This is a genomic window from Nonomuraea basaltis (assembly GCF_005893125.1).
GTDB lineage: Bacteria > Actinomycetota > Actinomycetes > Streptosporangiales > Streptosporangiaceae > Nonomuraea > Nonomuraea basaltis.
In genome coordinates, this window is the sequence record NZ_VCJS01000309.1 from 1 (window position 1) to 12117 (window position 12117).

The window sequence follows — 12117 nt, forward strand, 5'->3', positions numbered from 1 at the left end:
TCCACCCCCGGCCGGTTCGCCGAGCCCATCTGGCAGACCCGCCAGCGGCTGGTCACCGGGATCGCCTCGCTGCGCAAGCCCGGGTTTCTGGAAGGGCGGGCGGGGGCGGTTCTGGCGTTGGAGGGCTCCAACATGACCGGCTGGACCCGGGCCTTGTTAATCGACTGAGCCGCCGTCACGACCTTCGACCGAGTAGGAGCGAACACGAGGACATGAACTGGGATGACGAGAATCTGCCGCTTCCCGACGAGCGGGAATGGTGGCACGCCACCGTCCGCTTTCCCGGCGATGGCGGCGTGACCCCGAAAGCTGCGGCCGCGCTTGTGGCCGCGCTGTCCGGCTGGCGTTTCCACTTCCTGCGCAAGGAAGGCAAGCTCCGGCTGCGCACCGAGCGGCCCGCCGCCGACCTGCTTGAGCAGCTCGTCGCCGACGAGCTGGTGGCCGGTTGGGTTGACGGCATCTACGAGCCGGAGACCGACGCCTTCGGCGGCCCGCTGGGCATGGACATCGCGCATGAGGTGTGGTGCGCCGACAGCCCCGCGGCCTTGGTCGAGACCGGCAGCCCGCACGCCCGCGAGCGGTGCATTCCGCTGGATCTCCACCATGAACCGCGCGGCCGGGCTCGACCCGTTCGAGATCGGCGACGTGTGGGCGAAGGTCGGTAACCTCCGCCCGGCGATCAAAGCGCCCGAGATGGCCCACCGGGCGGAGGCTATCGCGGCCATGCGGCGCCTCATGAACGCCGACGCCGCCAAGCGGGACACCACCGAACCCGGCTGGCTCGGCCGCGTCGCCGCTTTCGAGGAAGCCGGCCGCTGCCTGGCCCGGTTCGCGGCCAGCGGGCAACTCCGGCGAGGTCTGCGCGCCGTCCTCGCCCACCATGCGATCTTCGCTTTCAACCGCGCCGCCATACCCGTGGCCGAGCAGGCCGCCGCGGCGTGGCTGGGCTGGCAGGTCGCCTTTGGTGACGACGAGCCGGCCGCCGCATATCCCGGAGGGTTTCGGATGCCGCCTGGTTGCTTCCCCCCTCGATTTCGTCGCGGGGAACCCCCATGACCATCCACCGGAACCCACCGGACCTTCACCCGCACCGACTGGAGCACCCCGCAGACCGTGACGCGCCGCGCAGGACACCGACCGGTTCAACGGAACCGGCCGATCAGCGTCGCCTCCTCCGGCCTGCCCACCGTCACGGTCAATGCCACCAAGGCCGACGACGACGGCACCCCCACCAGCACGTACGGCGAGGGCTTCAAGGCGCACCTGCTCACCCAGAACCCGTTCACGTAGCCAGGAGTTCCCCATGCTTCGCGGATCCCGCCTGTACGCCTTGCTCGCCGCGTTCCTGCTGGCGGTCACCCTTGGAGCAGCCCTGCCGGCCACGTCGGCGGCGGCGCCCGTGCGCGTCATGCCGCTCGGCGACTCCATCACCGCCGGGCCCGGCTGCTGGCGCGCCCTGCTCTGGAACCGCTTGCAGACAGCCGGATACACGAATATCGACTTCGTCGGCAGCGACCCCGACGGCGGCTACACCTACGGGTTCTCCTACGACGGCGATAACGAGGGCCACGGCGGCTACTCCGCCACCGGCATCGCCGACCAGAACCAGCTGCCGCCCTGACTGAACGCGGCCAAGCCCGACATCGTCCTCATGCACCTGGGCACCAACGACATGTGGGGCGGCTTCATCCCCACCGGCACCGTCTTGGCCGCATTCACGAAGCTGGTCGGCCAGATGCGAGCGAACAACCCCGCCATGAAGAGGTGGTGAACAAGTGGCCCGGCGGCTTCCAGAGTGCGGTCACAGTGAAGAACACCGGCACGACCGCCCTCAGCGGCTGGCAGGTGACCTGGACGCTCCCGCACTGCCAGACCAGCACCCAGTCCTGGAGCAGCGACCTGTCCGTCTCCGGATCGGCCGTCACCGCGAAGAACATGTTCTGGAACGGCAGGCTCAACGCGAGTGACAGCACCACATTCGGCCTCCTCGGCGGCAGCACCACCACCACCACCGAGCCCATCAAAGTGACCTGCACCACGAGCTGACGAGGCGCCCGGGACCGGGGCCGCTGCCATCGGCCCCGGGCACAATCCACCGACGATCCTTGGTCGTTGGGCGCGTGCTCAGCGTATCGAGGACACAACGCTCATCAGGCGATACGCCGAAGTGCTGTGGAGTAGGCGTCCGCCGCGCGGTCGATGTCGTCGTCGGTGAGGGCGGTCGACATGTTGATCAGGCCGCGCGGCGCGGTGTAGATGCCTTCCAGCAGCAGCGCCAGGTGCAGTGCGCCGAGCAGCGGGGACGCGGCGGCGCGTACGCGAGCGGCGTCGGACGGCGGCTCGGTGGCGAAGTGGATGTTGAGGATGGAGCCCGCACGGGTCACGCTCAGCGGCAGCCCCGCGTCCCGTCCGGCGGCGGCGACAGCCTCGGCAAGTTGTACGGCACGGCCTTCGAGCGTGGTGATGGCCGGTGCGTCGAGATGGCGGAGTGTCACCGCGCCGGCGACCGCCGCGGCGAGGTGGCCGTTGAACGTTCCCGAGTGGGCGATGGATCCGGGGGTGGTGGAGGCGGCGAGCAGCATGACGTCCGCACGACCACCGACGGCGCCGATCGGCATCCCGCCACCGATGATCTTTCCCAGGAGCGTGAGGTCGGGCGACAGCCCCTGCCTGCCCTGTTCGCCGGCGACGCCGTTGCGGAGCGCCTGGATCTCGTCCAGGACGAACAGCGCCCCGCGCGATCGAGCCAGGTCCTGGACCCCGGCGAGGAATCCGGGTGCCGCGGGGACGACTCCGCCCGCGCCCAGGAACGGCTCGGCGAAGACGGCGGCGACATCGTCGGTCAACGCCTCGCGGATGGCGTCGAGATCGTTGTAGGGCACGGTGACCACGTCGGGCTCGCCCGGCAGCAGTGGCGGCATGCTGCCGTGGTAGCCCCCGTCGAATATCAGCAGCGCCTTGCGCCCGGTGGCCCGGCGGGCAAGGCGGGAGGCGAGGATGGACGCCTCGGTGCCGGAGTTGGTGAACCGCACGCGTTCGACCGACGGCACCCGGTCCACCAGGAGTTCGGCCAGCTCGACCTGCCGCTGGTGCGCGCTGGCGAACGCCAGGCCGTCGGCGAGCATCGCGGCGACGGCCTCGGTGACCGGCGGGAACGCGTTGCCGTGAACCAGCGAGGTGTAGTTGTTGACCAGGTCGAGGTAGGTGTGACCGTCGACGTCGCGCAGGTGGGCGCCGTGCCCCTCGGCCAAGGCCACCGGGTGGGGCGGATAGGTGGTGACCGATCGGGTCTCCCCGCCGGGCAGCACCCGGGCGGCGCGTTCGTGCGCCGCGGCCGATCGGGGCGTCCGGGCGCGGTACTCGGCGACGAGATCGGCCATGCGGTCGGCTCCAACGGCCGTCATGATCCTCCTTGTGTCCATGTAGATCGAGCACGGTCCTCAGGTCGAGGAACATGCCTTCATCGAGGTCAGTGAGGCGTCGAGCAGCTCCAGCAGGAGGTCGATCTCCCCGGGCGAGCTGATGAGCGGAGGCGCGACCAGCACCGCGTCGTTGACTCCGCCGGTGGCCGGATAGATCAGCAGGCCGTGCTCCTGCGCGCTCGTGACCAGGGCACGGGTGAGCGAGCCGAGAGGGTCGCCCGGTGCACGGGAGTCGCGGTCGCGGACGAGCTCCAACCCCTGCAGCAGGCCCTTGCCACGGACCTCGCCGATGATCTCGTGACGTCCGGCGAGCTCCTCCAGCCCGGCCCGCAGCCGAACGCCGAGACGCGCCGCCGCGGCCACCAGGCCCCGGGATTCGATGACGTCGAGTACGGCGAGCGAGGTGACGCAGGACAGCGGATAGCCGCCGTGGGTGTGGCCGTTGGTGACGGCCCGGGTCCCCGCCCCGATCGCCTCGACGATCTCCCGGCTCGCCAGAACCGCCGAGGTGGGCACATATCCCGCGCCGAGCCCTTTGCCCAGCACCACGAGGTCGGGCCTGATATCCCAGTGTTCGGCCGCGAGGACCCTTCCGGTACGCCCCAGCCCGGTCATGACCTCGTCGGTGACCAGCGGGACGCCCCTCTCCCGGCAGAGCCGGGCCAGGCCCGCGAGGTAGCCGTCCGGCGGGGTGATCGCCCCGCCGGCCGCACCGCCCACGGGCTCGACGACGACCCCGGCCAGCGTGCCGCTCCGATCGTCCAGCCTCGCCGCCGCGTCGTCCAGCAGGAACTCGGTGAAGGCGGTGTCGTCGCGCCCGTCGGCGTATCGGTAGGAGTAGGGCGGCGTGAGCGTGTTGAAATCGTGCAGCAGCGGATCCGCCGCCCAGCGCCGTAGCGGATGGCCCGACAGCGACAGCGCGCCGACGGTGCTGCCGTGGTAGCCGATCCGGTGGGACAGGAACCGGCCGCGGTCCGGCTCCCCCCGTTCCCGCCAGTACTGGGTCACCAGTTTCAGTGCCGCCTCAACGGCCTCCGAACCACTGTTGCAGAGGAAGACGTACGGATAACCAGTGAGCTCGCTCAGCCGATCGGCCAGTCGCTCCGCGTGCTCACTGTGGAAGGTGCCACGGTGGGCGAAGGTGATCCTGGCCGCCTGGTCCGCCATCGCCCGCAGCACGTCCGGGTCGGCGTGCCCGAGGTTGGCGTTGACCGCGCCCGAGCAGCCGTCCAGGTACCGGCGGCCGTCGGTGTCGTAGACGAAGACGCCGGCGCCATGGCTGACGACGGGCAGCACCTGGTCGAACGAAAACTTGATCAAATGGCTGCCCGGAGGCTGCATCCGGGTGGAATCGATCCCGGGATGCGAAAGCGATGTCATGATCCTTCTTCGAAGTCGCGACAATGCGTCAGCGGCACACGAGCCGCGCGGGGTTTGCCCGGGTGATGTGGTTGTACTCCTCCGGGTCCAGGCCGGCCCGGAGCAGCCGTTCCCGGAAGACACCGGGAACGAACACGTAACCGCCGCCGCCGTAGGCGCGGAGCTGGGAGACCAGGCAGACGTCGTGAGACAGCAGCACCCGGTCGATGTGGCCGGCCCGCACCAGGCTCAGCACCATGCGGACCCGGCGCTCGACCTCCACCGCGCTGTCGGTGTTGATGGTGTCGACACCGACGTAGGCGCCCCTCGCGGCGATCTGCCCGGCGTAGCCGGGCGTGAGCACCAGGTCACAGTGCCCGATGGCGATCCGCTCCGGGTCCGCGCCCGCGGAGATCAGCAGGTCGAGCTGGGGCAGGCCGACCGGCCATCGCGCGGCGTGCGTGTAGATCGCGGCGCCGGTCTGTCGCTGGGCTCGGGCGGCGGCGCGGAGGGAACGTTCCTCCGCCGCGGAGATGTACCACTTGTCCGCCCCGACCTCGCCGATCAGACCGGCGCGGACGTCGGTGCCCGGGAACCCCTCGGTGAGATCGCGGACGATCTCCTCCGCTATCTCCTCGACCCTGTGCCGGTCGATCCACTCCAGGTCGAGGTACGGGTCACGATAGTGGCCGGTGCCCAGGACGACCTGGACGCCGGTGGCCTTGGCGACCCGGCGGACCGCCTCGACGTTCGCCGGATCGCGGGTGGCTCCCGGCGGGTACGGCCGCGCCCCGGCGTCCATCGCCGCCCCATGAGTGAGCTCGGCGCTGGTGAGGTCGAACACCGTGGCGCCGCCGAGGTCGCGGAAGGCCCGGACCTCCTCGGCGACGAGGTCTTCGTCGATCAGCAGACCGTCGGCGCGGCGCTCCCGCATCAGGTTGATGAACAGATGCTCGTGCGGCAGGACGAACCCCAGGTCGTTCTGGTCGATCCGGCCGAGAACGGTCGTCACTGATGACATGCGGCTCCTAACGGTCTTGCCGGGTCAGCGTGAGCAGGCGGGCCGGGGTGGTCCGGGTGAGCCGCCGGATGTCGTCCGGGTCGAGGCCACGTGCCAGCATCAACGGCAGGACCCGCCGCAGGATGTGGGTGTATCCCTCGCCGCCGTGGCGTCTCAGCTGGGTCTTGCGGCAGATGTCCTGGGCGATGACGACGCGGTCGCCGTACCCCGAGGCGATCAACTCCCTGATGTGGCGGACGCGGGTGCCGTCGTTGGGCATGTCGAAGCCGGGATCCTGTGGGTAGTAGGCGGATTCGGTGCCGAACAGGTCGAATTCCAGCACGCAGCCGGTCTCCGCGAGTTCGCGCATGTCGTCCTGCTCGGTCAGCGTCCGGTCGATGTGCGACATGACGGTCCGGGCCGGATCGCCGCCCGCCTCGAGGACGACCTTCAGGTGCTCCCTGGGGGCATCCGCGTGGCGGCCGGGGTGGATCAGCAGGGCGGCTCCGGTCTCGGACTGCGCGACGGCGGCGGCCCTCAGCACCTTGACCTCGTCGGGGTGGGGCGGCCAGGAAAGCCCGATCTCGCCGATGACGCCCGCGCGCACCCCGGTCTCGCCCGCGCCGTCGAGGATGTCGCCGACGATCTCCTCGGTGATGTCCTGCTCGGTCATGGTCGCGACCGCCGGCGGATGGAAGGCCGCGGTGTAGTAGCCGCTGCCCATGACGATGTGGACACCGGTCCGCTCAGCGATCTCGCGCAGCGCCGAGGGATCGCGGCCGAGCCCTCCGGAGGTGGCCTCCACGATCGTCCCGCCACCGGCCGCGCGGAACTCGGCGAGCTCGGCGGCCGCGGTCGGCACGTCGTCGAGGCGCATGTCGAGCCTGTTACGGCGATCCACCCGTATCTCGTAGAGATTGTCCAGCGTGATCTCATCGTCGCGCGCCTCGCCTTCGCCGAGATAGCGGGTGAGGTCGCACAGGAGGTGTTCGTGGGTCTGAACGTGCCCGAGCCGATCCGTGGGAACCGGTCCGAGCACGGTCGAAACGACGCCGCTCTCGCCCACTAGGCGTCCGCGGGGTGACCGGCGAGGCTGACCTTGTTGGTCTCATGCGCGAGGTAGGCGGCCACGGCGGTGATCAGACAGGACACGGCCATGAAGACCGAGACGTAGATGGTGTGTGGCGCACCGCCACCCGCCGCGAGGAGGCTGGTGGCGATCAGGGGGGCGAGCCCGCCGCCGAACACCGAGGCGATCTGGTAACCGAGCGAGGCGCCGGTGTAGCGGGTGTTCGTGCCGAACAGTTCGGCCACGAAGGCGCCCATCGGTCCGTACATCAGCGCGTGCACGGCCAGCGAAAGGACGTACCCGAGCAGGAACAGGGGCACGGAACCGGTGTTGATCAGCTGAAACAGCAGGAACGAGTTGATCGCCAGCAGGATGGCGCCGGTGATGTAGACGGGGCGCCGGCCGTACCGGTCGGACAGCGCGGCGAACAGAGGGAGGCACACCATCGAGACCACGGAGGCGGCCATCAGCCCGTTCAGCGCCGTGGAGCGCTCGTAGCCGACCTGGGTCGCGTACGCAATGACGAAGGCGATGAGCACCGAGTTGGCGGCGAACGGACCGAACCCGATGAGGGCCGCCAGCACGACCGCGCGCGGGCGGGTCCGTAGCACCTCGACGATGGGCGGCCGGGCGGGCCGGTCGGCACCGGCGCGGCGCGCCTGCTCGAAGACGGGGCTCTCCGTCACGCCGAGTCTGATCCACAGCCCCACCGCGATGAGGATCACCGTGGCGGCGAAGGGGAGCCGCCAGCCCCACGACAGGAACTGGTCCTCCGGCAGTGCTGAGACGAGGGAGAACGCCCAGGTGGACAGCAGCAGGCCCGAGGGTGCGCCCATCTGCGCGACGCTGCTCCACAAGCCGCGGCGGTTCCCCTTCGCGTGTTCCAGTGTCATGAGCACCGCACCGCCCCACTCGCCGCCGACCGCGACTCCTTGCAGCAGTCGCAGCACAATGAGGAGGACGGGGGCCCACACCCCGATCTGATCGTAGGTCGGCAGTACCGCGATGAGCAGGGTGGCCGCGCCCATCAGCAGGATGCTCGACACCAGCATCCGCTTGCGCCCGAGGCGGTCCCCGAAGTGGCCGAACAGGATGCCGCCGAGCGGTCGCGCGGCGTACCCCACGGCGAGCGTGCCGAACGAGGCGATGAGGCCGACGCTCGGATCGACCGCGGGAAAGAAGATCTTGTTGAAGACCAGGGCCGACGCGGTGCCGTAGAGCAGGAAGTCGTACCACTCCACCACGCTGCCCACGTAGCTGGAGATGAGGACGCGTCGTTTGACCGCCCTTTCGGCCTGAGGGTCGTCGCTGCGGTTGGAATCGGGGTTGTCGGTCGTTGTCATGTATGCCTCCAAGGGGCACCTCTTGTCCGTTGTACAAGAAATCCTCTTGTACAACGGACAAGAGCAAAGGGTGCCGGGTTAACTTCCCGTCAGTGGGCGGAGCGCCGGCTCGCCAGGGCGGCGAATGCGGCCAACGATGTCGGTTCGGCCAGGGTGTCGGGGCTCACGACCTCGGATGGCGCGGCGCCCAGAAGGATCTTCTTCACCGGCAGTTCGAGTTTCTTGCCGGTGCGGTTTCTCGGGATGACGGGCATGGCGGTGATGCCGTCGGGCACGTGGCGCGGGGAGAGGGCGTCTCGCAGCGCGGTGGTGATCCGCCGGCGCAGGGCATCGTCCAGCTCGACGCCGTCGTGCAGGGCGACGAACAGGAGCAACCGGCCGGGGCCGCCGGTGGTGTCGTCCAGGTGCACGACCAGGCTGTCGTCGATTTCGGGCAGTTCTTCGACGATGCGGTAGAACTCCGCGGTGCCCAGGCGCACCCCGCCACGGTTGAGGGTCGCGTCCGAGCGTCCGGCCACCGTGCAGCTGCCCGTCGCCGCGGTGAAGCGCACCCAGTCGCCGTGCCGCCACACGCCCGGGTAGGTGTCGAAGTAGGCGTCCCGGTAGCGGGAGCCGTCGGTATCTCCCCAGAAGCCGATCGGCATCGAGGGCATGGGCTGGGTGATGACCAGCTCGCCGAGCACGTCGGTCACCTCGTTGCCCCGCTCGTCGTAGGCGGTGGCGGCGACGCCCAGGCAGGGGCCGGAGATCTCGCCGGCCCAGACCGGCCGCAGTGGGTTGCCCTGCAGGATCCCGGTGCACACGTCGGTGCCACCGCTGCCCACGTTGAGCAGCACACCGGGGCCGAACTGCTCGTGCACCCAGCGGAATCCCTCGGCCGGCAGCGGGCTTCCCGCGGCACCGATTTGCCGCAACCGGGACAGATCGTGGTCCTTGGCCGGGATGAGGCCTTCTTTGCGGCAGGCCATCAGGAATCCGGGGCTGGCGCCCATGAGGGTGGCGCCGGTCTCCTCGGCCAGTCGCCACTGCCAGTCCAGGCCGGGGTGCAGCGGGTTGCCGTCGATCATCACGATCGAGGCGCCCACGAGCAGCCCGGAGACCAGTGAGTTCCACATCATCCACGCGGTGGTGGTGAACCACAACATGCGGTCGCCGGGGCCCAGGTCCCAGCTCAGGGAGTGGTTCTTCAGGTGTTCCAGCAGGATTCCGCCGTGGCCGTGGATGATCGCTTTGGGTTTGCCCGTGGTGCCGGAGGAGAACAGCACGCACAGCGGGTGGGCGAACGGGACGGCGTCGAAGCCGGGCTCGGCGGGTCCGGTGAGCAGGTCCGCCCAGGCGACCGTGTCGGCGAGGTCCCCCGGGCCGTACGGTACGTGGACGGTGTGACGAAGGGTCGGCAGGCCGGTGCGGATCGCCGCGACTTCGTCGCGCCGGTCGATGTCCTTCTCGCCATAGCGGTACCCGGCTATGGCGAGAAGGACGGTGGGCTCGATCTGGGAGAACCGATCGATGACGCCACGGGCGCCGAACTCCGGGGCGCAGCTTGACCAGATCGCCCCCAGGCTCGCGGTCGCCAGGAACGCCACGAGGGTTTCCGGGATGTTCGGCAGGTAGGCCACGACCCGGTCGCCCCGGCCGACACCGAGGGCGCGCAAACCGGCCCGCGCGCGGGCGACCTGGTCGGCCAGGTCCCCCCAGGACAGCTCCAGCGGTCCGCGGGTCTGCGAACGCGCCAGCACGGCCATCCCGCTGGGCGCGGCTCCCGCCGGACGCAGGACATGCTCGGCGTAGTTGAGGGTCGCGCCGGGGAACCACTCGGCACCGGGCATGTCCCGCCGGCCGAGCACCCGGTCATAGGGGGTGCGCGCGCGGACGTCGAAGTAGTCCCAGATCGACGACCAGAAGCCTTCGAGGTCCGCGACCGACCAGCGGTGCAGGTCGTGGTAGCCGGTGAAAGCGAGATCCCGGGTGCGCTCCAGCCAGGTGAGGTAGCCGCCGATCGCCGTTGCCCGACGCGCGTCGGGAGCCGGTTCGCGCAGCATCTCCGGGCGCTGCGGGAGCAGTTGGTGGTTCATCGGTGGTGGCTCCTGGAGTCCGAGCACATGAGCGATCGCTGAGAGGGCACTCATCTTTTGTACGAGGTACAGGATGTCTTGTACGCGGGACAAGAACAAGGGGCGTGCGTAAACCTTGTGTTTCCCGCCTCGAAACTCAGCGAGGGCAGCCGCCCTTCAGCCGGGTCAGGAGATCCTGGAGCGCAGTCCGCTGACCAGCAACTCCAAAGCCACGGTGAAGCTGCCGTCCATGGGCTTGTCCCGCCCGGAGTCCCATCTGGTCAAGAAGGCGTTGTTCTCCAGCAGCGGCAGGTTGCGCGTCAACACCGGGAACGCGTTGGGGTTGACCGCTCGCAGCTCCGCCGCGAAGCCCTTCTGCCAGCCGTCCTCGGCGTCCGCGGGGCCCGCGGACAGCTCCAGGGTGATCCATCCGAGCACGAACCCGATCACCGCGTTGTAGACGTGGACGAGCTCCTCCCCGGCGAATCCGGCCCGTTGCAGCACGCCTACCACGCGCTCCACGAAAGGAACCGCCGTCGTGGTCACCACCAGCTGGGAGCCGATGATCGGCGCGAGATTCGGATGCCGGTGCATCGCCTCCCGGCACAGCCGGGCCATCGCCACCAGCCAACCGTCCCAACCCATGCCCTGCTCGGACGGCAGGACGATCTCCTCCAGCACCCGTGCCGAGACCGCTGCCACCAATTGCGCCTTCGTGCCGGTGTGCCAGTACAACGCCGTGGGGTAGACCCCCATCTCCTTGGCCAGCGCGCGCATGGTCAGCGCTTCCAGCCCGTGCTCGTCCACATAGCGCAAAGCAGCGTCCACCACGTCCTCACGCGACAACGGCGCGCTGGTCCCCCGCCGAGCACGGCTCCGCGGACCACTGCCCTCGCTCATCCGGATTCCTTCCGCAGACGACCAGTCAAGACGAACCAAACGTTAGCCCGTGTGGACTGTCGCAGACGGCCACCCCGGACCGCTTTGACCGTACCTTCGCGATCTTGATCGCCAGAATCTCGGTGTGCGAGGTGATCGCCCCACCGCATACGGCCTGGTCCTGGCGATGCTCGCGCCAGCTACCCGGTTGCGCTCACGACGCCGGCACCTGATAAGGCCTCGATCAAGACCCACATGTTCGTCCGGCTTCGGACTGTATGAGACGGTGTGCTCTGCTGGTCGCTCAGCGATCAGCGGCAGTTGAGGAAATCCCTCCAGTAGGTGCTGCGGACTAGAAGCCGCGCACCACACAGGGTTTGGCTCGACCCGACCCGTTCACTCCTCACAGCCTCGTTGGCTGCCCAGCCACGCTCTCTTCGTAGTGGCCGCCAGAGGTTGGAACAGCGCCGCCTTCGGGTCGCCGATCGCCTGTGTCCTCGCCGAACCTGTGCGTACTCGACTGGCGGCCTGCCTCGCCATTCTCATTATCAGCGGCTCAACACGCCGACTTTCGGCATCAGGCGTGTTAGCCGTGCCTCAATCCGATCGGACTGATCTATATGTCATCGACCTCAAGCGCCCGGCGTACGTCCGATGCTGCTCCTACATTCGTGCTGGTCCACGGTTCCGGCTCCAGTTCGTTCATGTGGGCCCCGATCCAGCGCGAACTCGCGTTGCTCGGCCACCGCAGCTTCGCCGTCGATCTCTCGTCTCTTTCATGGCTCATCGCAGAAGAGGGTGTAGTCGGGGTCCGTCGGTTTTCGAGGTCGCCCGCTCGGATTTTCACGCTCGGCTGCACTCCTGTCCGAGCGCGACGAGACGTGCGCCGGGGAACGAGCTAGGCACCGTCGTTGCCATCGCGCAGGGAATGGATCATGCTCCGCAGGATCCGGAACGCGTCTGACTGCTCGGTCTCGGTCATGCCGGCCAG

12 protein-coding genes are annotated in these 12117 nt (G+C 69.2%); 5 read left to right on the forward strand and 7 right to left on the reverse strand.

Annotated features, from left to right (window positions below; translation table 11 throughout):
- Positions 1–212: 212 nt before the first annotated feature.
- From EJK15_RS76910 to EJK15_RS73785, 5 genes are all read left to right on the forward strand, one after another.
- Positions 213–665, forward strand: a complete 453-nt coding sequence (locus EJK15_RS76910) for a lantibiotic dehydratase C-terminal domain-containing protein (protein ID WP_206062023.1) — start codon at positions 213–215, stop codon at positions 663–665.
- A complete protein-coding gene (locus EJK15_RS76915) occupies positions 604–1056 on the forward strand; it encodes a lantibiotic dehydratase C-terminal domain-containing protein (RefSeq protein WP_206062025.1) in 453 nt (150 codons plus the stop codon). The genes EJK15_RS76910 and EJK15_RS76915 overlap by 62 nt, the downstream gene beginning before the upstream one ends.
- A gap of 57 nt (positions 1057–1113) precedes the next feature.
- The gene (locus tag EJK15_RS72135) at positions 1114–1290 is read left to right on the forward strand and encodes a hypothetical protein (protein ID WP_171075287.1); all 177 of its coding nucleotides are present in this window, start codon (positions 1114–1116) and stop codon (positions 1288–1290) included.
- Between the two features lie 13 nt (positions 1291–1303).
- Complete coding sequence (locus EJK15_RS73780; protein WP_206062027.1) at positions 1304–1621, forward strand: SGNH/GDSL hydrolase family protein; 318 nt, start codon at positions 1304–1306, stop codon at positions 1619–1621.
- Positions 1622–1767: 146 nt separating this feature from the next.
- Positions 1768–2046 (forward strand): cellulose binding domain-containing protein, encoded by a 279-nt coding sequence (locus EJK15_RS73785; protein ID WP_206062029.1) that lies wholly within the window; start codon positions 1768–1770, stop codon positions 2044–2046.
- Between the two features lie 104 nt (positions 2047–2150).
- Here the strand turns inward: EJK15_RS73785 and EJK15_RS62455 are convergent, their stop codons facing one another.
- From EJK15_RS62455 to EJK15_RS62485, 7 genes are all read right to left on the reverse strand, one after another.
- On the reverse strand, positions 2151–3404 hold the full coding sequence (locus EJK15_RS62455) for an aspartate aminotransferase family protein (RefSeq protein ID WP_171075288.1): 1254 nt from the start codon (positions 3402–3404) through the stop codon (positions 2151–2153).
- 36 nt (positions 3405–3440) lie between these two features.
- The gene (locus EJK15_RS62460; RefSeq protein ID WP_138719781.1) at positions 3441–4802 is read right to left on the reverse strand and encodes an aminotransferase class III-fold pyridoxal phosphate-dependent enzyme; all 1362 of its coding nucleotides are present in this window, start codon (positions 4800–4802) and stop codon (positions 3441–3443) included.
- Positions 4803–4830: 28 nt separating this feature from the next.
- Positions 4831–5802 (reverse strand): phosphotriesterase family protein, encoded by a 972-nt coding sequence (locus tag EJK15_RS62465; RefSeq protein ID WP_138719782.1) that lies wholly within the window; start codon positions 5800–5802, stop codon positions 4831–4833.
- Between the two features lie 7 nt (positions 5803–5809).
- A complete protein-coding gene (locus EJK15_RS62470) occupies positions 5810–6820 on the reverse strand; it encodes a phosphotriesterase family protein (protein ID WP_171075289.1) in 1011 nt (336 codons plus the stop codon).
- 26 nt (positions 6821–6846) lie between these two features.
- Positions 6847–8193 (reverse strand): MFS transporter, encoded by a 1347-nt coding sequence (locus EJK15_RS62475; protein WP_138719784.1) that lies wholly within the window; start codon positions 8191–8193, stop codon positions 6847–6849.
- An 89-nt stretch (positions 8194–8282) separates the two neighbouring features.
- The gene (locus tag EJK15_RS62480) at positions 8283–10268 is read right to left on the reverse strand and encodes an acetoacetate--CoA ligase (protein ID WP_240777978.1); all 1986 of its coding nucleotides are present in this window, start codon (positions 10266–10268) and stop codon (positions 8283–8285) included.
- A gap of 165 nt (positions 10269–10433) precedes the next feature.
- Positions 10434–11147, reverse strand: coding sequence for a TetR/AcrR family transcriptional regulator C-terminal domain-containing protein (locus tag EJK15_RS62485; RefSeq protein WP_138719785.1), 714 nt, complete (start codon positions 11145–11147; stop codon positions 10434–10436).
- Positions 11148–12117 lie beyond the last annotated feature (970 nt).

Coding starts and splice junctions, on each gene's coding strand:
- EJK15_RS76910 (WP_206062023.1), top strand. CDS start 213: ATGAACTGGGATGACGAGAATCTGCCGCTTCCCGACGAGCGGGAATGG.
- EJK15_RS76915 (WP_206062025.1), top strand. CDS start 604: ATGAACCGCGCGGCCGGGCTCGACCCGTTCGAGATCGGCGACGTGTGG.
- EJK15_RS73780 (WP_206062027.1), top strand. CDS start 1,304: ATGCTTCGCGGATCCCGCCTGTACGCCTTGCTCGCCGCGTTCCTGCTG.
- EJK15_RS62455 (WP_171075288.1), bottom strand. CDS start 3,404: ATGACGGCCGTTGGAGCCGACCGCATGGCCGATCTCGTCGCCGAGTAC.
- EJK15_RS62460 (WP_138719781.1), bottom strand. CDS start 4,802: ATGACATCGCTTTCGCATCCCGGGATCGATTCCACCCGGATGCAGCCT.
- EJK15_RS62465 (WP_138719782.1), bottom strand. CDS start 5,802: ATGTCATCAGTGACGACCGTTCTCGGCCGGATCGACCAGAACGACCTG.
- EJK15_RS62475 (WP_138719784.1), bottom strand. CDS start 8,193: ATGACAACGACCGACAACCCCGATTCCAACCGCAGCGACGACCCTCAG.
- EJK15_RS62480 (WP_240777978.1), bottom strand. CDS start 10,268: ATGAACCACCAACTGCTCCCGCAGCGCCCGGAGATGCTGCGCGAACCG.
- EJK15_RS62485 (WP_138719785.1), bottom strand. CDS start 11,147: ATGAGCGAGGGCAGTGGTCCGCGGAGCCGTGCTCGGCGGGGGACCAGC.